This window comes from Halopseudomonas sp. T1L2 (assembly GCF_055397385.1).
The window spans coordinates 3848667-3870209 of the sequence record NZ_AP040865.1; the positions used below are offsets into that span (position 1 = coordinate 3848667).

Genomic DNA, 21543 nt, shown 5'->3' on the forward strand with positions numbered 1-21543 from the left:
CGCTGCTGGGGAAGCTCAGGCGAGCTTTTTGTAGCGGACGCGATGCGGCTGCGTAGCGGCTTCGCCCAGACGCTTCTTGCGATCGGCTTCGTACTCGGTGTAGTTGCCCTCGAAGAAGGTCACTTGCGAGTCGTCCTCGTACGCCAGGATATGGGTGGCGATACGGTCCAGGAACCAGCGATCGTGCGAGATCACGATGGCCGAGCCGGGGAAGTCCAGCAGCGCTTCTTCCAGCGCGCGCAGGGTTTCCACGTCGAGGTCGTTGGACGGTTCGTCGAGCAGCAGTACGTTGGCGCCCTGCTTGAGGGTCAGCGCCAGATGCAGGCGGCCACGCTCACCACCGGAGAGGTCCTTGACGAACTTCTGCTGGTCGGAGCCCTTGAAGTTGAAGCGGCCGACGTAACCACGCGACGGCATCTCGTAGTTGCCGACCTTGATCAGGTCGAACCCATCGGACACCTGCTCCCAGACGGTCTTGTTACCGTCGAGGTTGTCACGGCTCTGGTCGACGCTGGCAATCTGGACGGTTTCACCGATCTCGATGGTGCCACTGTCCGGCTGTTCCTTGCCGGTGATCATGCGGAACAGGGTCGACTTGCCGGCACCGTTACCGCCGATGACACCCACAATGGCTCCCTTGGGGACACTGAAGCTCAGGTTGTCGATCAGCACGCGATCACCAAAGCCTTTGGTGACGCCGTTGAACTCGATAACCTTGTCGCCCAGGCGCGGGCCAGCCGGGATGTAGATCTCGTTGGTTTCGCTGCGTTTCTGGAATTCCTGCGATTGCAGTTCCTCGAAGCGCTGCAGGCGAGCCTTGGATTTGGCCTGACGGCCCTTGGCGCCCTGACGGACCCACTCCAGCTCGGCTTTCATGGCCTTGGCGTGGGAGGCCTCCTGCTTGGCTTCGGTTGCCAGGCGGGCAGCCTTGGATTCCAGCCACTGCGAGTAGTTGCCTTCGAAGGGGATGCCCTGGCCACGGTCCAGTTCGAGAATCCACCCTGCAACGTTGTCGAGGAAGTAACGGTCGTGGGTAATCGCAACCACGGTGCCCGGGAAGTTGTGCAGGAACTGCTCCAGCCAGGCGACGGAGTCGGCATCCAGGTGGTTGGTCGGCTCGTCGAGCAGCAGCATGTCGGGCGCCGACAACAGCAGGCGGCAGAGTGCTACGCGGCGCTTCTCGCCACCGGACAGGTGCTCGATCTTTGCGTCCCAGGCCGGCAGGCGCAGTGCATCGGCGGCGACTTCCAGCTGGCGCTCAAGGTTGTGGCCGTCGGCGGCCTGCAGAATGGCCTCCAGTTTGCCCTGTTCGGCAGCCAATGCGTCAAAGTCGGCATCGGGCTCGGCGTAGGCGGCATATACTTCGTCCAGCCGGGCCTGGGCATTCTTGATTTCGCTGACGGCTTCCTCGACGATCTCGCGTACGGTCTTGTCGTTGTCCAGCTCGGGTTCCTGCGGCAGGTAGCCAACCTTGATGCCCGGCATGGGGCGTGCTTCGCCCTCGATCTCGGTGTCGACACCGGCCATGATCCGCAGCAGCGTGGATTTACCTGCACCGTTGAGACCCAGAACGCCAATCTTGGCGCCGGGGAAAAAGGACAATGAGATATCCTTCAGAATCTGACGCTTCGGGGGGACGACTTTACCGACCCGATGCATGCTATAAACATATTGAGCCATGTTGGCAGAACCTGTTGAATGGGAGTGTACGGAAAGGTCTTCGCCAGGGCGGCGAAATGTGGTGGCAAGGCTAGCCCAACTGGCCTGCAAGGGCAAACCGTTTGCAGCGGATCCGATGCCCGCAGCCGGTGGTGTCAGCCCCTTTTTTTCGGACCGCGAACCGACAAGTGATACGCCTTGAATAAAAATAAGAAAACGTGGTCAGCCGAGCCGCGCGCTCAGGCTCAAAGTCGGGTTGGCACCCAGCCCGCAGTCAACCGTCTGGGTATCGCGATGTTTGCGGTCGCCAGCGGCCTCCTTATGGCGCTGCTCGGCTGGCAATCCTACGTCGACTTTAAAGTGCTCAAGCGTCAGCATCAGACGCTTGTGGAAGAAGCGGTCTGGCTGACCGCCGACCAGATGGAGCTCAACCTCGCTAAAACTTCGCACGCTCTGATCGCGCTGCTCGATAGCCTCGACGGCAAGCCGCTCGGGGATGTTGCTGTGGCGGCGCAGGTGTTGCTGCCCGGGGTCTACGGTGTGCAGCGCATTGACACCGATGCCGGCCCGGAAGACAGCCGTGAGCCCTGGGCGCAGAGTGTACGTCAGCTGCAGATAGGCGGCGAACCCTTCGCTTTGGTATCGGATGCGGCGCACAACCTGCTGTTCTGGACGCTGAACAGCAGGCAGGATAATCGTTACTGGGTATTGCGGCTGGACGAGCGCGTGCTCTCGGCGCTGGTGTCGGCGCGCAGCGGGCAGGGCTATCGCTGGCTGCTGGAAGATACCGGGCAGGGGCAGGTACTGGCCAGGCAGCAGCAGGACAGGCTGGCGTTTCTCGGTGGCACGTCCATGACGGCTGAAGAGCGCGCGCGTGTTGTGGTCAGTGCCCCGGTGCCAGGCACACTCTGGCAGGTCCGCGGACTTGTCGAGCCGCATTATTACGCTCAGCAGCTGGCGCCGCTGTTGCTGGGCAAGGCGCTGCTGTTCAGCGGTTGCCTGCTGGTTCTGGTGGCAGCGCTCTGGTTCATGGGGCGCCAGGCGCATGCCAATCGACGCATGCAGGCCGACCAGGATCGCTCCATCCGCAGTTTGCTGGACACCGAACGACGCTATCGCGATATTTTTCAGGGCGTTGACATGGCTTTGTGCCTGGTCGACCTGGTGGATATCAAACAGGCGCTTTTGCGTGAAGGTATCTTCAACCCCGAGCAGCTCGATCGCTGGTTGCTGGAAAACCCCGAGCGGCACGGGGAGCTGCTGGAACGCATTCACTTTCTTGAAGCCAACCAGGTTGCGCTGGCGCTGCTGGGGCTACCCAATGTGGCTGCGATCGAGCGGTTGTTCCGGGGGGAACGCCACCTGCGCACGGGCGGAGGGCGCTACCGGCTGTTACTGGCATTGATCAACGGTGACGAGCGTTTCGAAGTAGAGACGCCGCTGCGTCTGCCCGACGGCAGCACCCTGTATGTATGGGTGGTGATGCGTCTGCCGGAGAGTGCCGAAGCGCTGCATGCCGTTCCCATGAGCGTCACCGATCTGAGTCAGCGCCGAGCCACGGAGCTGGCCCTGCGCCAAAGCCGCGAGTTCTGGGCCGAGGTTGTGCGTTCCGTGCCTGACCTGATTTATATTCGTGATACCAAGTGGATGGGCGCCGGCGATTTTCTGTTCAGCAACAGGACGCTGGCCGAGATGCTGGGCTACAGCGCTGAGGAAGAGGCCTCAATGGGAGCCGATTACCGTAATCGGCTGCTGCACCCCGATGATCTTGAATACATGCAGATCAACCGTCGCCTGCAACTGGCACTGGGTGACGAGCAGATCCTCGAATGGCGGGTGCGCTGGCGCCACCGGGACGCTGGCTGGCGCTGGTTCAGTATCCGTTCGAAGGTGTTCAAACGCGGCCCCGACGGGCGGGTGGTGCAGGTCATCGGGTTTGTCCGCGACATTCACGAACAGACGCTGGCCAGTGAAGAGGTCCAGCGCTCCGAGGCGCGCTACCGGCAGCTGACCGAGAGCATCAGCGACATTGTATGGTCGACCAACAGCGATTTTCGCACCGACTACATCAGCCCGTCGGTCAAGCGGCTGCTAGGGTACAGCCCGAAATTCATGCTCAGCAAGTCCTACGTCGATAGCCTTGCGGACCAGCGCTTTGTCGAGTTCCTGGAGCAGATTCGCGCCGAGCTGCGGGATCAGGTGCACGTACCCGAGCGCTCCGCCGCATTGCGCGAGCAGGGGTATCAGCGTCAGATCACGTTTGACGGTATCAAGGCGGACGGCCGCAAGTGTCCGCTTGAAGTACGTATTACCCTGATGTGGTCAGCCCAGGGGCGGTTCCTCGGTCTGCTGGGACTGGCGCGGGATGTGAGCGAACAGCGTCGTACCGAAAACCGCTTGCGGATGGCTGCCACGGTATTCGAGAACACCACCGGCGGTATCGTGGTCACCGACCCTGCCGGCTATATCGTTCAGGTCAACGAAAACTTCTCCCGTATTACCGGATTCGATGCCGACGAGGTGATCGACCAGTTGCCGGCGATTCTGACCTCCCAGGCGCATGAACCGGCGTTTTACCGGGCGATCGTTGACGCAGTTCACCAGCAGGGGCACTGGGAGGGAGAAGTCTGGCTGCGTCGTCGTTCCGGCGAGGTCTATCCAAGCTGGGCCGGAATAACCGCGGTGCATGATAATGACGGTGATCTGGTCAGTTATGTCTGCTTTTTTGTTGATATCAGCGAGCGCAAGGCATCGGAGGAACGGATCCAAAGCCTGGCCTACTACGACGTGCTGACCGGGCTGGCCAATCGAACGCTGTTCCAGGATCGTCTCAAGGCTGCCTTGCAACTGGCTGCCCGCAGGGACGAATGGGTTGCGGTGCTGTTTCTGGATCTCGACCGCTTCAAGCCGATCAACGACAGTCTCGGCCACGCCGCGGGTGACCATGTCCTCAAGGAGGTGGCGCAGCGGCTGTGTGCCTGCGTTCGCGAGAGCGACACCGTGGCCCGGATGGGTGGCGATGAGTTCACCATGCTGTTATCAGGTCTGGCGGATCGTGATGTGGCACTGTCGACGGCGATGCATGTGGCGGAGAAGGTGCTCCATGCGCTGGCGGGTGCAGTGGTGCTGCAGGGGCGTGACTTCTTTGTGTCTGCCAGTATCGGTATCGCACTGTACCCGCAGGACGGAGCGGAAAGCAGTGTGTTGCTGAAAAACGCTGACACTGCCATGTATCACGCCAAGGGAGCGGGCAAGGCAACGTTCCAGTTCTATCAGAGCGGCATGAATGCCAAGGCGCTGGAGCGGTTGGCGCTGGAAAATGACCTGCGCCGTGCGGTGCAGGACCAGGCGTTCGAGTTGGACTATCAGCCGCAGTTCAGTTGTCACAGCGGACAGCTGACCGGCGCCGAGGCTTTGCTGCGCTGGCGCCACCCCGAGCGTGGTGTGGTGTCGCCTGCAGAGTTCATCCCTATTGCCGAGGAGTTGGGTCTGATCCGTACGCTTGGTGAATGGGTGCTCAATGAAGCCTGTCGCCAGGTTGCCGACTGGCGGGACCGGGGCCTGCATCTGCCGCGTCTGGCCGTCAACCTGTCGGCCATGCAGTTTGATGACGGTGCGCTGTCCGTTCAGATCGCCAGCGTGCTGGAGCACTACAATCTGGCGCCCGAAGCGCTGGAGCTGGAGCTGACCGAGAGTATCCTGCTGCGCAACATCGATGAAACCATGCGTACGCTTGAGGAGTTCAAGCAGCGTGGCATGCAGATCGCCATTGATGACTTCGGTACCGGCTACTCGGCGCTCAATTACCTGCGCGACTTTCCGATTGATACGCTGAAGATTGACCGGGGCTTCATACAGACAATGCACCCCGGCAGCCGTGACGCCCTGCTGGCCCAGGCGATTGTTGCCATGGGCCGCAGTCTGCAGTTGCGGGTCATCGCCGAAGGGATTGAGACCGAGGAGCAGTACCAACTGGTCAGCAGCTTCGGTTGTGACGAGGTGCAGGGCTACCATTTGGGGCGGCCTGTGGCGGCGCAGGAGTTCGAGCGGCGCTGGCTGCAGTCGGGTGCATGAATGCTTTTTGTCGGTGCCTGAACGCTTTTCAAGTGCCAGCCGGTGACGCTTGCGCTAAAATGCGGCTTCTTTTTTCATCAGAACGACCTAGCAGGGGGCCGTTACATGTTTAGCCGTTCCAACGATATTGCCACATTCGATGCCGATCTCTGGGCTGCCATGGAGCAGGAAGCGGTACGTCAGGAAGAGCACATCGAGCTGATTGCCTCGGAGAACTACACCAGCCCGGCAGTCATGCAGGCGCAGGGGTCCGTCCTGACCAACAAGTACGCCGAAGGCTACCCGGGCAAGCGCTACTACGGTGGCTGCGAGTATGTCGATGTCGTTGAGCAGCTGGCCATTGACCGTGCCAAGGAGCTGTTCGGTGCCGATTACGCCAACGTTCAGCCGCACGCCGGTTCCCAGGCCAACGCGGCGGTTTACTTGGCGCTGCTGCAGGCTGGTGACACCATCCTCGGCATGAGCCTGGCGCACGGCGGTCACCTGACCCACGGTGCTTCGGTCTCCTCCTCCGGCAAGCTCTACAATGCCGTTCAGTACGGCATCAATGACCAGGGTCTGATCGACTACGACGAAGTCGAGCGTCTGGCCGTTGAGCACAAGCCGAAGATGATCGTGGCCGGTTTCAGCGCCTATTCCCAGGTGCTGGATTTTGCCCGCTTCCGTGCGATCGCTGACAAGGTCGGGGCTTACCTGTTTGTTGATATGGCCCACGTTGCCGGTCTGGTTGCTGCAGGCGTCTACCCGAACCCGGTTCCGTTCGCGGACGTGGTCACCACCACTACCCACAAGACCCTGCGTGGTCCGCGTGGTGGTCTGATCCTGGCCCGTGCCAACGAGGAAATTGAAAAGAAACTGAACTCCGCGGTATTCCCGGGTGCGCAGGGTGGTCCGTTGGAGCACGTTATTGCGGCCAAGGCGATTTGCTTCAAGGAAGCGCTGCAGCCTGAATTCAAGGCTTACCAGCAGCAGGTCGTAAAGAATGCCCAGGCGATGGCCAAGGTGTTCGTTGAGCGCGGCTTCGACGTCGTATCCGGTGGCACTCAGAACCATCTGTTCCTGCTGTCGCTGATCAAGCAGGACATTACCGGTAAGGACGCAGATGCCGCATTGGGCCGCGCGTACATCACCGTCAACAAGAACAGCGTGCCGAACGATCCGCGTTCGCCGTTCGTAACCTCCGGCCTGCGCATCGGTACGCCGGCGGTCACTACCCGCGGCTTCGTTGAGGCTGATTGCGAAGCGCTGGCTGGCTGGATCTGCGACATTCTCGACAACATGGGTGATGAGTCCGTGATTGATCGGGTGCGCGAGCAGGTCAAGGCCGTATGTGCCCGCTTGCCGGTTTATGGCGCCTGAGTTCGAGCAGTGACATGAAAACCCGCGCCAATCGGCGCGGGTTTTTTTTTGTCTGCAGATCATGGCATTCTGATGCCTGACTCAACTGGCAGTTGGTGTCCGGCACGATGACTCGGGCAGCAGAGGATGGCGTGAAAAAAATTATAAGAATGCTGGCGGCGTATTGCTGTTTCGGGTTGCTGGCGCTGTCTGCGCAAGGCGGGTATGCGGCACCGTTGGAGCGGCCGCTGAAGGTGGTACTGCTACCCTATCCGGGCTATTCCGACTACGACCAGCACGGCCGGGTGGTAGGCCCTACCGCTGATGTGCTGGAGCAGTTGTTCAAGCGGGCCGGATACGCCTACCAGATTAATCTGCTGCCCATTGCAAGGGTCCGCCGGGGGTTGGTGTCGGGCGAGGTTGATGTCTGGCTTGGGGTCAATAATCAGGTCGGTCTTGAGGCCTACGTCGTGCAGAGCGAGTCCAGCTTCGGAGCATTGCCGATTCATCTTTACTACCGCGCCGACGAGCCGGTGCCCCGCTGGCCTGACAGTCTGCAGGGCAAGGCGCTTATCCTGATTACCAACTACAACTACAGTTTGCCGATCTTGCGGGTGTTGCAGGACCCGCGCTGGCAAATCGATCAGCGTTCCAGCAGCTCTCATGTGGGTGCCATACGGATGTTATTGCGTGGTCGGGGAGATTATTTGCTTGATTACCGGGGGCAGGCGGTATCGGCCATGGCCGAACTGGATATGCAGCCGCTTCCCCATATCCTTGTGGATGAGCCCCCCATGCGGCTGTTTGTATCGCGCAGCAGGCCGGATGCCATGGCGGTTGTCCGTGAACTGGACCGGGCGTTTGAATCGCTGGCTGCGGAAGGTGTTGTGATGGATGTAACCCGGCGCTAGGTTGACAGCTTGCCACTTGCGCAGGTTGTCGGTAGTTGTTTGAATGGCGGCGGCGCCTGGCAACGTCGGGCAGATGCCGGCAGTAAGTTAGGGAATTTTCAGACAGGGAAGGGCCGATATGCACGAATTGTTCAAGGTTGTGTTCAGGGGCCGGCTGACCGGCGAGGTCGAAACGCCCGAACTGGAGCAGAACCTTCTGCGCCTGGGGTTCGGCAGGCAGCAAGTCGACATGCTGCTGGCGGGGCGCACGGTAACCATCAAGTCCGGCCTGACGGCATCTCTGGCCGAGCGCTACCGCCAGCGTTTGCACGACGCTGGGCTGATCACCGAAATCGTTGCCGAGGAGGGCGCCGGTTCGCCAGTTGCGCCCAATGGAGCCGCATCGAGTGCGTCCCCGGGTGCGGATGCACGCCGCGAGCCGGTGATTGGTGACACGACACTGCCGCCGCCAGTGGCGGCGGCATCGCCGGCAAAACGGCTGTCGCAGCTGCAATTTACCGGCAGTGGTGGTGAGTACTTCGGTGTGTGGATCGTCAATATCCTCCTGCTGATAGTGACGCTCGGCTTCTACGCGCCCTGGGCGAAGGTTCGCAACCTGCAGTATTTTTACGGTCATACCGTATTGGAGGGGAGCAGCTTTCAGTATCTGGCTGACCCCTGGGTGATTTTTCGCGGGCGTCTGGTCGCGCTGGTTGCGGTAATCCTTTGGACGGTTGCCTCGAATTTCTTCCCCATCGTGGCCGTTGGCTTGCTGTTGCTGTTTCTGCCGCTTATTCCCTGGATTATCACCCGATCACTCAAGTTTCATGCGATTAACAGCGCCTATCGCAATATCCGATTCGACTTTACCGGCTCCTACTGGCAAGCCGTGCAGGTGATCTACCTGTGGCCGCTGGTGGGCATTCTGAGCCTGGGCCTGCTGTTGCCGTTGTCGGCCCAACGCTGGTATCGCTTCCTGGTGGACAATACCCGGTTTGGCAGCAGCCCGTTCCAGTTGTCGTTGACGGTGGGTGAAACCTATCTGTTCTTCCTGCGTATGGTTCTGGTGTTTATTGGTTTTGCCTTGCTCGGTGGGCTGGCTTCGATGGCTCACTCCGCGCTGGGCATTATTGGGGTTGTGCTCGCGTACCTTGCGCTATTCGGTTACATGATGGCCGGTGTGACCAATCTGGTGACCAATGCGACCCGACTCGGTGAGCACGGATTCGTTTCTACGCTGGGCAAGCGCCGCATGGTCTGGATCTTTGTTACCAACTCTTTGCTGATTGCCCTGACCATGGGGTTCTTCACCGCCTGGGCCAAGGTGCGTATGGCGCGCTACCGGGCCAGCTGCACGCAGATGGACATTGCCGGCGATCTGAATGGCTTTGTTGCAGGTGAAGCCCAACGCGCAGGTGCCGTTGGTATGGAGTTGGGGGACGCCTTCGATGTCGGTTTCTCCTTCGGTTAATGCCGGGGTCAGCGGGCACTTTTTCGACGGCGAGTCGAGCGGCGCTTGCGCCGCGATTGCCCGTCTGCAGGGGAACCAGCTGCGGCTGGAACTGGACGATGGCCGGGTGGAGCACTTCGCCGCCGCGCAGGTCAGACTCGGCATGCAGGTGGGCAGCGCCAAAAGCTATCTGCACCTGGGCGAGCGCGCTGCGCTGGAATCGGCCGATGTGGCCGGGTTGCAGGCTATCGCTGCGGGATTGAAGGCGGCTGATGGCGGTACAGTCTGGCTGCGACAGCTGGAACTGAATATTCCGCTGGTTCTGGTGTCCCTGGTGGTCGTGCTGGCCATGCTGGTGGGCGGCGTCGTATGGGGTGTGCCCTGGTTATCCAGGGAGCTGGCGTACCAGCTGCCGGTGGCACTGGAGCAGCGAGCCGGCCAGGAGGGGCTGGATACCATGGATAGACTCTGGACATCGCCCAGCACGCTGAGCGAGGAGCGGCAGCAGGCGCTGTTGCAGGTAATGCAACCTGCGCTTCTGGCCCTGCAGCAGCGTCATCCGGATCATCGCCTGAACGTGCACTTTCGCGCCAGCGAGGCGCTGGGCGCCAATGCCTTTGCGCTGCCGGGCGGCAATCTGGTGTTCACCGACGATATGATCGAGCTGGCGCAGCATGACGAGGAACTGATCGCGGTACTGGCGCATGAGGCTGGGCACGCGGTGCACCGGCACAGCATGCGTAACCTGGTGCAGGGCTCGTTGCTGGTCTTTGTCATGGTGTCGCTGACTGGCGATGTGTCGGCCGCGTCGGATCTGGTCACCGGGGTGCCTGCGCTGTTGGCGACGCTCAGCTATCAGAGGGGCATGGAAGAGGAAGCCGACGAGTTTGCCTTGGCGTTTCTGCAGGATCAGCAGATATCGCCACAGCGCTTTGCCGATATCATGTTGCGTCTGGATCCGCCCTCCGGGGAGGAGGGCGAACTGGATGAGCTGAGCGGCTTTCTCTCAACCCATCCATCTACGCCAGAGCGTATCGAGCGCTTTCAAACCGGGTACTAGACCAGCTTGAGTGTGCTCAGGGTACGCTGACGGACCTGTTTGAGCAGGTCTGCATCCTTGACCAGGGACTGGCCATAGGATGGCACCAGGGTTTTCATGCGCTCCTGCCACTCTGGGCTGGCGATACGGTCCTTGAAGCAGCGCTCGATGACATCGATCATCGCCTGGACGGCAGTCGATGCTCCAGGGGAGGCGCCCAGCAGCGCTGCCAGGGAGCCGTCCTTGGCAGCGACGATCTCGGTACCGAACTCGAGCTTGCCGTGGCCTTTGGCGTCTTTCTTGATGATCTGCACGCGCATGCCTGCGTTTTGCAGTTTCCAGTTCTTCTCCTGTGCGTCAGGGAAGAAGTTGCGCAGTGAGGCAACGCGATCCTTGTGCGACTGGAAAGACTCCGCGATCAGATACTTGGTCAGGTCCATGTTGTCCCGGCCAACCGCCATCATGGGCGCCACGTTGTACGGCTTGACCGAGGAGAACAGGTCGAAAATCGAGCCTTTCTTCAGGAACTTGGTGGTGAAGCCGGCGAACGGGCCGAACAGCAGGGCAGGTTGGCCGTTGATGATACGGGTGTCCAGATGGGGGACCGACATCGGCGGGGCGCCGACCGGAGCCTTGCCGTAGACCTTGGAGCTGTGGCGCTTGACCACGTCCTGATCCTGGCAGACCAGCCATTGGCCGCTGACCGGGAAGCCGCCGTAACCCTGGCTTTCGTCGATATTCGACTTTTGCAGCAGCGGCAGTGAACCGCCACCGGCACCGAGGAATACGAAATTGGCGTTGAATTCGATGTCCTTGCCAGACTTTTCATCTTCGACAACCACGCGCCAGTAACCGCGCTTGCTCTTGCGCAGGCTCTTTACCGAGTGGCTCAGACGCAGTTCGAATCCATCCTGTTGCTCAAGGTGCGCAATCATCCGGCGAGTCAGCGATCCGAAATCGACATCGGAACCATGATCAACGCGGGTGGCGGCAATCGGCTGGCTGGTGTCGCGGCTGGACATGACCAGCGGCATCCATTCGCGCAGCTGGTCTGCTGATTCGCTGTATTGCATCTCGGCGAACAGGTGATGCTGGCTCAGCAGTTCATGGCGCTTGCGCAGGAAGGCAACGTCTTTTTCACCCCAGACAAAACTCTGATGGGCGGTGGCGTTGATGAAGTCTGACGGGTTCTGAATGATGCCCTGTTCTACCAGGTAGCTCCAGAATTGCAGGGTTACTTCGAAGGATGCATTGATGGCCAGGGCGCGTTCGATTGCGACATTGCCATTCTGGTCTTCGGGAGTGTAGTTCAGCTCACAGTAGCCGGCGTGGCCGGTGCCGGCATTGTTCCAGCCGTCGGTGCTTTCGTGAGCCACATGGTCCAGACGCTCGACCAGGGTAATGGTCATGGCGGGATCCAACTGTTTGAGCAACATTCCCAGCGTAGCGCTCATGACACCACCACCGACCAGCAATACATCTACGTTCGTTGCTGTCATTTACATGTCGCCTCTTTGGTAAAAATCAAGGAGCCTCTTGAGCTCTCCAGTGATCATACTGGCCAATGTCGGGGCGGCTAGCAAACGGGCTTGATCCCGACGGTCGCTTTTGGCTGTGTCGAGAGCGCGGCAAGCAGTGTGTGCTGTCTGCTCCGAACGCCCCGGTACGTGGGTATCAGTGGTTGGCTGATGGAAAGCGGCGGCGCTTCGTGTGGAATTGCCTGCCGGGGCTCAATGGTCTGACGGTGATCGGCCATTGGAGTAGTTCAGAGAAGGCGTATCATACCGGTTTCTGTCGGGCGGGGACAGGCACATGATTCGGCTTATGCCGCCTTTATAACGGCTTTTTTGGCCGACTTTGGTCTAAAACAGGTCGATTGTGCGTTAGTCTTCCCGGCGCCGCGATGGCGGTACTCGCGGTAGACGATCAATAGCGATAGCTGAGTGCGGCAAGGCGGGTCAGGGGGAAGTGGATGCGTGAGGTAGTGCTGGTCGGTGGCGGAGTAATGGGGTGTCTGAGTGCGCTCGAGTTGTTGCAGGCGGGATGTCGTGTGACGCTGCTGGAGCGCGGCGAGTTGGGACGTGAAGCGTCCTGGGCAGGCGGCGGTATCGTGTCGCCACTGTACCCCTGGCGCTACTGCGATGCGGTCAGTGCGTTGGCCGAGTGGTCACAGGGATATTACCCGCAGCTGGCAACCTCGCTGCTGGAACAGACCGAGCGGGATCCGCAAGTGCACACCTGCGGCTTGTTGTGGCTTGATCACGATGAACAGGATCAGGCGCTGGACTGGGCGGTGGCCCATGGCAAGCCGCTGCGTGCAGTGGATGCCGACTTCGTCTACCGGCAGGTGCCGCAGCTCGCCCCGGGGTTTGCTGGTGCGCTTTGGCAGGCTGATCTGGCGAACGTTCGCAATCCGCGCCTGATGCAGGCGCTTCGTGCCCGTTTGCTGCAGTTTGACGCCTTCACCCTGCACGAGCACTGCGCGGTGGAATCGTTGCTGCGTGATGGCGACGCGGTGGTTGGGGTGCAGTGCCCGGTTGGGCGGATTGAGGCGGACGCTGTTGTGCTGTGCGCCGGCGCCTGGAGCGGCGACTGGTTGCAGCAGGCAGGGCTCACGCTGCCGGTTGAACCGGTCAAGGGCCAGATGCTGCTGTACAGGATGGCGCCGGGCTGGCTGCCGTCGATTGTCATGGCCAGGGGGCGCTATGCGATTCCCCGTCGTGACGGTCATATTCTGATCGGCAGCACGCTGGAGTACGAAGGTTACGACAAGCGCACCACCGACGAGGCGCTTGCATCGCTGCGGGCCAGTGCGCAGGCATTGCTGCCTGATCTGGCGCAGCAGTCGCCCGTTGCCCAGTGGGCGGGCTTGCGCCCGGGATCGCCGGACGGTGTGCCCTATATCGGACCGGTGTCTTCGCTGCCTGGCTTGTGGCTGAACACCGGGCATTTCCGCAATGGGCTGGTACTGGCCCCGGCATCCTGTCGGCTGCTCGCCGATTTGCTGTTGCAGCGCAGCCCGGAGATCGATCCGACACCCTATCTGCCGGATACGCGCCTGAACTGACGGGCCGCTGATGGCTCAGTCGTCCAGGCCCAGCTTCTTCAGGCGGTAGCGCAGGGAGCGAAAGGTGAGACCCAGCCGCTTGGCGGCGGCGGTCTTGTTCCAGCGGGTCTCTTCCAGTGCCTGGGTGATCGCCTGGCGCTCGATGTTGTCCAGATAATCCTCCAGATGGTCGATCTGACTGAAATCGGGAGTGTCGTCCTGGGCCGCACTTGGGCAGGCGCTGAGCCACAGGTCATTGGCGTCGATCTGCTGGCCTTCGCACAGGGTGAAGGCCCGCTCCAGCGCATTTTCCAGCTCGCGTACGTTGCCCGGGAAGCGGTAATTGAGCAGCCGTTCCATACCGGCCTCGGTGACCGCGGGCGCGGGACGGTTGGCGCGCTCGGCCAGGCGGCTGAGGATACTGCGGACCAGCAGCGGCAGGTCCTCGCGGCGCGCCCGCAGCGGTGGCACCTGCAGTTCGATCACGTTGATGCGGTAGAACAGGTCCTGGCGGAAGCGTCCCTGGGCCACCTCGTTGGCGAGATCCTTGTGGGTAGCGCACAACAGACGTACGTCAACCGCTTCCTCGTGCTGGCTGCCGACGGCGCGAACCGCCTTCTCCTGGATGGCTCGCAGCAGTTTGACCTGCATGGCCATCGGCAGGTCGGCGACCTCGTCGAGAAACAGAGTACCGTGATTGGCGGCCTGGAACAGGCCCGGCTTGTCGGCAACTGCACCGGAAAAGCTGCCTTTGCGGTGGCCGAAAAACTCGCTTTCCATCAACTCGGACGGTATGGCGCCGCAGTTGACCGGTACAAAGGGCTGTTCGGCTCTGGGGCTGAGCGCGTGAATGCGACGGGCGACCAGTTCCTTGCCGCTGCCGGACTCGCCGCTGATATACAGTGGCGCCTGACTGCGCGCCAGTTTGCTGATCTGGTTGCGCAGTCGCTCGATTGGTGGCGAGATGCCGAGGATCGGGTCCTGTGCCTGGGGGCCGGGTTCGGTCTGCGAATCTCGCAGGCGCAGTGCCGTCGAGACCAGCTCGCGCAGGCGGGCGAGATCGACCGGTTTGGTCAGGAAGTCAAATGCGCCGGCCTTGAGTGCGCTGATCGCCGTATCCAGACTGCCATAGGCGGTGATCATCGCGACCGGGGTGCTGGTAAAGTGTTGCTGGATATGGCGTACGATGCTCAGGCCATCGCCGTCAGGCAGTCGCATGTCCGTCAGGCACAGATCAAAGTGGTGAGACTGCAGCAGGTTCAAGGCTTCGCCCATGGTTTTCGCGCTGCGGGTTTGCAGCGACATGCGCCCGAGGGTCAGCTCCAGCAATTCGAGAATGTCCGGCTCGTCGTCGATGATCAGCACGGTGGGTTGCATCATGGCTTGCTGCTTGACTCCTGTCAGTTGATTACCGGGCATCATACCAGTCGTTTCGGGTGCGCGAAGGTGATGCGCATGCAGCAGCCGTGGGGCTGCACCCGGTCGCACTCGAGTCGTGCCTGGTTGCTTTCGCACAGTTCGCGGGAAATATACAGGCCCAGGCCGGTACCGGTGGCTTCGGTGGTATAGAAGGGCTCGAAAATGTGACCCAGGTGTTCTTCGGCGATCCCCGGGCCATGATCAATGACCTCCAGCACCGGCAGTTCGGTGTCCGGCCGTACATACAGCTTGAGCTGGATGGTGCGGGCTTGCCCCGCCTCGCCAGTGTAACGCAGTGCGTTATTGCACAGGTTGTTGAGAACCTGGGTCATCTGGTTGGGATCGATTCGGGTCAGAATGCCCTCTTTCTCGATGTCGCACTCAAGCGCATCGGTTGGCGGATGCGCACTGCGAAAATCGGCGGCGAAGTGGGAGACCCACAGCGCCAGATCGACCAGTTGCGGCTCGCTGGTGCGGCGGCGGGAGAGTTCGAGTACGGTTTCAATCACCCGGTTCATGCGCTGGGAGTGCTGCTGGATGATCTCTGTCAACCGCTGGTCCTGAGCTGACAACTGTTCGGACTCGGCCAGCAGTTGCGCCGCGTGGCTGATTGCGCCCAGCGGATTGCGGATCTCATGGGCAATGCTGGCGGTCAGGCGGCCCAGCGAGGCCAGTTTCAGTTGCTGTGCCTGTTGGGCGACCTGGGTGTTGTCGTCCAGGAACACCAGAATGTTGTCGTCGGTCTGGCTGCCGAGGTGTTTGAAGTTGGCCATCAGCTCGGTACTGCCATTGAAACTGTGGAATGAGCGCGCCCTGACCGAGGGGTTGCGCTGCCACTGACGCAGTCGCTGCTCCAGCTCTGGCGCGATCCTATCCAGCCGCTCCCCCTGGGGTACGTCGCGGTCTAGCATCTGAGAACAGGCCTCGTTGCTGGTCAGAATTCGATTGTCGGCGCTGACCACCATAATCCCGGTGCGCATGCGCTGAATGATCAACTGATTGAGTTGTTCCAGGCTGGCCAGACTGGCGGCCTGCTCGCGGGCCAGAATTTCCGACAGGTACAGCCGGCGGGTGACGCGCTGCACGAACAGGGCGACGGCAAAATAGATCGCGCCCAGCACGCCGGCCTGCAGGTAGTTCTGGCCGATGTAGGGATGGGTCAGGCTGAGGAAAAACGTCAGATAGATCAGCACCAGGCTGGACATTGCCGGCAGCAGCAGTCCGATACGGCCATGCAGCAGCACGTTGCCGATTGCGACCGGAATGATCAGCAGGTTGCCGAAGCCGCTGCCTATGCCTCCAGCGGCGTAGAAGATGATGCCGAGCAGGGTGATATCCAGCACTGCCAGCACGAACAGGTGAATATCCCGTCGGCCCTTGTGCAGTGACAGCGCGATCAGCACGTTGATGAACAGGTAGATCCAGCTGGCCTGAGCGTAGACCTCGGGGTTGCTCAGGGACAGCACGCCCTCGCGCAGCGACGAGCTGGTCAGCAGGGTCAGGCCGAAGCCGAGAATGACCCGATACAGATTGTACAGTCGCAGGATGCGAGGGCGCTGGGAGTCGATCCGCTCAGCGGTTGTCGTGTTCATCTCGGTGTTCCGCGCAGCAGTACCATTGGTCGCCGGCGCGCAACGCGCGTGACTCGGGCAGGTGCACCTGGCACTGCGCACAGCGGACCATCACCGGTGCATCGGTTTGCGGCCGCTGTGAGGCGGGGTTTTCCGTGTTGCGCTGCTGCTGCATCGCGCGCCAGAAACGCAGGGCTACCCATACCAGCGCGGCCAGAATTATCAGTTTGATCAGTCCCATGGTGTCGCTGTGTTCCGTGCAGGGTGTTTCAGTGTATCCCAAGGCCACAGCCTGCCAAAACCATCTTGCGATTGCGGGGCACAGGCGCTTGCCGGACAATAGGCGCATCTTGACTCAGGAGAAACAACATGACGGCAACCTTGCGCATCGTGATGGCCCAGCTGAACATGCGGGTGGGCGACATCCCGGGCAATCTGGAGCGAATTATCGAGTCGTCCAGACATGCCCGTGACGAGCTGGGTGCCCGGGTCATCGTATTCCCGGAATTGTCGCTGTGCGGCTACCCGCCCGAGGATCTGCTGCTGCGCTCCAGCATGCAGGCGCGCATCAGCCGGGCGCTGGATCAGTTGTGCGAGCAGGTTCAGGGCATTTATGTCGTAGTCGGTTATCCCTGGCAGCAGGATGACCTCTGCTACAACATGGCTGCGGTCATCGCCGATGGCCGCATCCTGGCGTCATACGCAAAGCAGCACCTGCCGAACTATCGGGTATTCGACGAGAAGCGCTATTTTGCCGAGGGTTCCGAGCCGTGCTGCCTCGAGATTGACGGTCTGCCGGTCGCCCTTAGCGTCTGCGAGGATATCTGGCATCCTCAGCCCATGGCTCAAGCCCGTGACGCCGGAGCCCGGTTGATGCTCAACCTCAACGCCTCGCCCTTTCACATGGACAAGCAGCGTGAACGCGAAGCCATGCTGGCCGAGCGCGCCGCCGAAGGATCAATGCCGATCATCTATGTGAACCAGGTCGGCGGCCAGGACGAGCTGGTGTTTGATGGCGGCTCCGTAGCGGTGGACAGCGATGGTCAGATCGCCTGCCGGGTTTCTCCCTTCTGCGAGGGGCTGTATCCGGTTGATGTGCAGTTCGACGACAGCCAGGTGCGGTTGCGTCAGGGCGCGCTGGCGGCCATGCCGGAGCTGGAAGCCAGTGTATATCAGGCGCTGGTTACCGGGGTGCGTGATTACGTCAACAAGAATGGCTTCAAGGGTGTGGTCCTTGGGTTGTCCGGCGGTATTGACTCGGCCCTGACGCTGGCGGTTGCCGTCGACGCGCTCGGCGCCGAGCGGGTAGAGGCGGTAATGATGCCGTATCACTACACCTCCGGCATGAGTCTGGAAGATGCCGAGGCGCAGGCACATGCCATGCACGTAACCTACCGCGTGCTGCCGATTGCGCCGATGGTCGAGGCGTTTATGCAGACGCTGGAGCCGGTGTTTGCAGGGCTGCCGCGCGACACCACGGAAGAAAACCTGCAGGCTCGCTGTCGCGGCACGTTGCTGATGGCACTGTCGAACAAGACCGGTTCGCTGGTACTGACCACCGGCAACAAGAGTGAGATGGCGGTCGGCTATGCCACGCTGTATGGCGATATGGCAGGTGGCTTTGATGTACTCAAGGACGTGCCCAAGACGCTGGTGTTCCGCCTGGCCGAATACCGCAATACGCTGGGCCCGGTTATCCCGCAACGGGTAATCGATCGTCCGCCGTCTGCCGAACTGGCACCTGATCAGAAAGATGAAGACTCGCTGCCGCCATATCCGGTGCTGGACGAGATTCTGCGTCTGTATATTGAACACGACCTGTCTGCCAGTGCCATCATCGCCGCCGGCTTCGACGAGGATCAGGTCAAGCGCGTGGTGCGACTGGTCGATCTGAACGAATACAAACGCCGCCAGGCGGCTGTCGGTGCGCGTATCACCCAGCGCGGCTTCGGCCGTGATCGCCGTTATCCGATTACGTCAGGATGGGCGATGGAGGACTAGCCAGCCGGCCTTTGGCCGGCAGCGGCAAGCCGCAAGCTTTAAGCTACAAGCCACAAACTAAACACCCGTGCTGCTTTTACTTGCAGCTTGAGGCTTGTAGCTTGCCGCTGCCCGACTAAAAAGCCCGCCATGGCGAATGCCGTGGCGGGCTTTTTAGTCGGGCCACCCTCAGTCGAGCAGGCCGAAGGTGATGCGGTTCCAGAAGCTGCGATGGGGTTCGCCGTTCTGGCTGACGCGAATTTCGCGGGGCAGTGAGGCAGCGGCGTCCTGATACTGGCGTTCCATTTCGCGCTCCATCTGCGTTTTCGCCATGCGCGGCGGCGGGGCGGTAACAGCATCGATCAGGCCAACGGAAGCCGATTCCAGCCAGTCCATTTCGGCCACGGCGGGCTCGACGTGATGCTTGAACTCGCCATCGACCAATGCCGGGTGTTCCGGATAGTTGAGCTTCAGTGTCTCCAGTGCGCTGTCTGCCAGATCCTGCATGGCCAGGCGGTTATAGCCGGCGACCATCAGGGCCAGGCCGTCACCCACCGAAGGGGTCTGCTGGAAGTTCTCGACCACGTAACGACCGCGGTTGGCAGCGGCCAGATAGGCGCCGCGCTTGAGATAGTAGTGGCCGACATGCACGTCGTAGGCTGCCAGCAGGTTACGCAGGTAAACCATGCGCGCGCGGGCGTCCGGTGCATACTGACTGTTCGGGAAGCGGTTGATCAGCTGGGCGAAATCGTTGAACGAGTCGCGGGCGGCACCCGGGTCACGACGGGTCATGTCCAGCGGCAGGAAGCGTTCGATAATACCCTGGTCGCGGGTAAAGGAAGCCAGGCCGCGAATGTAATAGGCGTAGTCGACGTTCTGGTGGGTGGGGTGCAGGCGGATGAAACGGTCGGCTGACGCGGTCGCGGCTTCCGGCTCATAGTTCTGGTAGTAGGCGTAGATCAGTTCAAGCTGAGCCTGTTCGGCATAGCGGCCGAAGGGGTAGCGGGCCTCAAGGGCGCGCAGGGTTTCAACAGCGGAACCGTAATTTTCTGCGTCCAGATCGGTCTGGGCCTTGCGATACAGCTCCGACTCGCTGAGCGACTCGTCAATCACCGGTGCGTTGGAAGAGCACGCTGCCAGCAGTGCCAGTACTCCGACCAGCAGCAGATGTTTCATCGACATATCATGACACCCGAATGGTTGGCGTGCGCTGTTTCCAGTGCGGCCGTCCTGTTATAGTTTGGGCCTTTGCAGCCTTGTCCGGACTTCCCGGACCAGCCGTATTTAACCACAGCGTCCGGTCGATTCCAAAAGGGATTGCGGCCGGTTCCGGCGCACAACGCCTTCCAGTGAGTTCCCCATGTCAGATCGTATTCGTTTGTCCGCACAGGTCAGCCCGGAATCGGGTGGTCAACGCCTGGACCAGGTGGCCGCGCAATTGTTCCCCGACTATTCCCGTTCCCGCCTGCAGGGCTGGATCAAGGACGGCAGTCTGCTGGTCGATGGTGAGGTCAAGCGCACCCGTGACATTGTGCTGGGTGGTGAGCGGCTGGAGCTGGATGCCGAGCGCGAGATTCAGGGCGAGTGGCAGGCCGAAGCCATCGATCTGGACATCATTTATGAAGACGACGCGCTGCTGGTGATCAACAAGCCTGCCGGCCTTGTCGTGCATCCGGCTGCCGGCCATCAGGACGGCACCCTGCTCAATGCTCTGCTGCACCACGCGCCTGAACTGGCCAAGGTGCCGCGTGCCGGCATCGTCCACCGGCTCGACAAGGACACCACCGGTTTGATGGTGGTGGCCAAGACCATCGAGGCGCAGACCGACCTGGTCGCCCAGCTGCAGGCGCGCACTGTCAGCCGCGAATATGAATGTGTCGTGATTGGCGTGATGACGGCAGGCGGTAAGGTCGACCAGCCGATTGCCCGTCACGGTACCCAGCGTCAGAAGATGGCCGTCGTTGCCGGTGGCAAGACGGCGATCAGCCATTACCGGGTGATCAATCGTTTTCGTGCGCACACCCACGTCAAGGTCAAGCTGGAAACCGGGCGCACGCACCAGATTCGCGTGCACATGAGCTATATCCATTTTCCGCTGGTCGGCGATCCGGTCTATGGCGGCCGTCTGCGTATTCCGCCGGGCGCGAGCCCTGAACTGATCAAGGAACTGCGCGAGTTTCCGCGTCAGGCGCTGCACGCACGCCGGCTTGAGCTGGAGCACCCGACCGACGGTCGCCACATGAGCTGGCAAGTGCCGCTGCCGGAAGACATGCAGCATCTGCTGGCGCTGCTGCGTGAGGACGGCGAGATCGGCGAATGAGCACCCTCTGGTTGACCGCCGACTGGTCTGCGCCAGTCAATGTACGCACCTGCATCACCACGCGTCTGGGTGGTTGCAGCCAGGGCGTATGGAAGGGATTCAACCTGGGTGACCATGTGGGCGATGACCCCGCCCATGTCGCTGCCAACCGCGCCGAGCTGGGGCGGGTGCTGGGGTGTCAGCCCGCCTGGTTGACCCAGGTGCATGGCACCGAGGTCTGCAAGGCCGACCCCGCGCAGGTGCTTGAGGCGGACGCCAGTTGGACTGATCAGCCAGGCATCGCCTGTACCATCATGACCGCCGACTGTCTGCCGGCGTTGTTCTTTACCCGTGACGGGCAGCGCGTTGCGGCTGCGCACGCGGGTTGGCGCGGGCTGCTCGACGGGGTACTGGAACAGACGGTCGCGACACTTGGTGGCTCGCCTGCTGACGTGCTGGTCTGGCTCGGGCCGGCCATCGGTCCGGCGGCGTTCGAAGTGGGTGCCGAAGTGCGTGAAGCCTTTATCGCTGCCGATCCACAAGCAGTGAGTGCCTTTGTGCCGTCCGAACGCGAAGGACACTGGTTGGCGGATATCTATCAACTGGCGCGCCAGCGCCTCGCAGCGTCAGGTGTTACATCGGTTTATGGTGGTGGCGAATGCACGTTTTCCGATGCCGAGCGCTTCTATTCCTACCGTCGTGATGGTCAGACGGGGCGCATGGCTTCGCTGATCTGGATCGCTGAGTGACAAAAAATTGACCCCAGTCATAGGGGCTA

Annotated in this window: 15 protein-coding genes; 9 read left to right on the top strand and 6 right to left on the bottom strand. The window is 61.3% G+C overall.

Annotated features, from left to right (window positions below; genetic code table 11):
• Nucleotides 1-15: 15 nt before the first annotated feature.
• Nucleotides 16-1680 (bottom strand): energy-dependent translational throttle protein EttA, encoded by a 1665-nt coding sequence (gene ettA, locus ACZ5WQ_RS18100; RefSeq protein ID WP_233049115.1) that lies wholly within the window; start codon nucleotides 1678-1680, stop codon nucleotides 16-18.
• A 177-nt stretch (nucleotides 1681-1857) separates the two neighbouring features.
• Between ettA and ACZ5WQ_RS18105 the strand changes: the two genes are divergently transcribed.
• From ACZ5WQ_RS18105 to ACZ5WQ_RS18125, 5 genes are all read left to right on the top strand, one after another.
• Nucleotides 1858-5733 (top strand): sensor domain-containing protein, encoded by a 3876-nt coding sequence (locus ACZ5WQ_RS18105; RefSeq protein ID WP_464382828.1) that lies wholly within the window; start codon nucleotides 1858-1860, stop codon nucleotides 5731-5733.
• 105 nt (nucleotides 5734-5838) lie between these two features.
• Entirely contained in the window at nucleotides 5839-7092 is a 1254-nt protein-coding gene (gene glyA / locus ACZ5WQ_RS18110) for a serine hydroxymethyltransferase (protein WP_335598745.1), read from the top strand.
• 131 nt (nucleotides 7093-7223) lie between these two features.
• Nucleotides 7224-7982 (top strand): substrate-binding periplasmic protein, encoded by a 759-nt coding sequence (locus ACZ5WQ_RS18115; protein WP_464382829.1) that lies wholly within the window; start codon nucleotides 7224-7226, stop codon nucleotides 7980-7982.
• A gap of 118 nt (nucleotides 7983-8100) precedes the next feature.
• A complete protein-coding gene (locus ACZ5WQ_RS18120) occupies nucleotides 8101-9432 on the top strand; it encodes a YjgN family protein (RefSeq protein ID WP_464382830.1) in 1332 nt (443 codons plus the stop codon).
• Nucleotides 9410-10471 carry a M48 family metallopeptidase gene (locus tag ACZ5WQ_RS18125; RefSeq protein WP_464382831.1) on the top strand — a complete coding sequence of 354 codons (1062 nt, stop codon included), beginning with the start codon at nucleotides 9410-9412 and terminating at the stop codon, nucleotides 10469-10471. The genes ACZ5WQ_RS18120 and ACZ5WQ_RS18125 overlap by 23 nt, the downstream gene beginning before the upstream one ends.
• Here the strand turns inward: ACZ5WQ_RS18125 and mqo are convergent.
• On the bottom strand, nucleotides 10468-11949 hold the full coding sequence (gene mqo / locus ACZ5WQ_RS18130) for a malate dehydrogenase (quinone) (protein ID WP_228245845.1): 1482 nt from the start codon (nucleotides 11947-11949) through the stop codon (nucleotides 10468-10470). The genes ACZ5WQ_RS18125 and mqo overlap by 4 nt on opposite strands.
• Nucleotides 11950-12422: 473 nt before the next feature.
• Between mqo and thiO the strand changes: the two genes are divergently transcribed.
• Complete coding sequence (gene thiO, locus ACZ5WQ_RS18135) at nucleotides 12423-13517, top strand: glycine oxidase ThiO (protein WP_233049121.1); 1095 nt, start codon at nucleotides 12423-12425, stop codon at nucleotides 13515-13517.
• Between the two features lie 15 nt (nucleotides 13518-13532).
• Here the strand turns inward: thiO and ACZ5WQ_RS18140 are convergent, their stop codons facing one another.
• From ACZ5WQ_RS18140 to ACZ5WQ_RS18150, 3 genes are read right to left on the bottom strand one after another with little or no spacing between them, the layout of a single operon-like run.
• Nucleotides 13533-14876: a sigma-54-dependent transcriptional regulator gene (locus ACZ5WQ_RS18140; protein ID WP_233049122.1), complete on the bottom strand. Its 1344-nt coding sequence runs from the start codon at nucleotides 14874-14876 to the stop codon at nucleotides 13533-13535.
• Nucleotides 14877-14914: 38 nt separating this feature from the next.
• Complete coding sequence (locus ACZ5WQ_RS18145; RefSeq protein ID WP_464382832.1) at nucleotides 14915-16507, bottom strand: ATP-binding protein; 1593 nt, start codon at nucleotides 16505-16507, stop codon at nucleotides 14915-14917.
• Nucleotides 16488-16727, bottom strand: coding sequence for a PP0621 family protein (locus tag ACZ5WQ_RS18150; protein WP_269687895.1), 240 nt, complete (start codon nucleotides 16725-16727; stop codon nucleotides 16488-16490). The genes ACZ5WQ_RS18145 and ACZ5WQ_RS18150 overlap by 20 nt, the downstream gene beginning before the upstream one ends.
• Nucleotides 16728-16855: 128 nt before the next feature.
• Between ACZ5WQ_RS18150 and ACZ5WQ_RS18155 the strand changes: the two genes are divergently transcribed.
• On the top strand, nucleotides 16856-18487 hold the full coding sequence (locus ACZ5WQ_RS18155) for an NAD+ synthase (protein ID WP_335600135.1): 1632 nt from the start codon (nucleotides 16856-16858) through the stop codon (nucleotides 18485-18487).
• A gap of 168 nt (nucleotides 18488-18655) precedes the next feature.
• On the opposite strand, the gene ACZ5WQ_RS18160 is transcribed toward ACZ5WQ_RS18155, so the two are convergent.
• Nucleotides 18656-19648 (bottom strand): outer membrane protein assembly factor BamD, encoded by a 993-nt coding sequence (locus ACZ5WQ_RS18160; protein ID WP_269687893.1) that lies wholly within the window; start codon nucleotides 19646-19648, stop codon nucleotides 18656-18658.
• Between the two features lie 178 nt (nucleotides 19649-19826).
• Between ACZ5WQ_RS18160 and rluD the strand changes: the two genes are divergently transcribed.
• Both rluD and pgeF read left to right on the top strand, forming a co-directional pair.
• The gene (gene rluD / locus ACZ5WQ_RS18165; RefSeq protein WP_088275712.1) at nucleotides 19827-20786 is read left to right on the top strand and encodes a 23S rRNA pseudouridine(1911/1915/1917) synthase RluD; all 960 of its coding nucleotides are present in this window, start codon (nucleotides 19827-19829) and stop codon (nucleotides 20784-20786) included.
• The gene (gene pgeF / locus ACZ5WQ_RS18170; RefSeq protein ID WP_464382833.1) at nucleotides 20783-21514 is read left to right on the top strand and encodes a peptidoglycan editing factor PgeF; all 732 of its coding nucleotides are present in this window, start codon (nucleotides 20783-20785) and stop codon (nucleotides 21512-21514) included. Before rluD ends, pgeF begins: the two co-directional genes overlap by 4 nt.
• The last annotated feature ends 29 nt before the right edge of the window (nucleotides 21515-21543 follow it).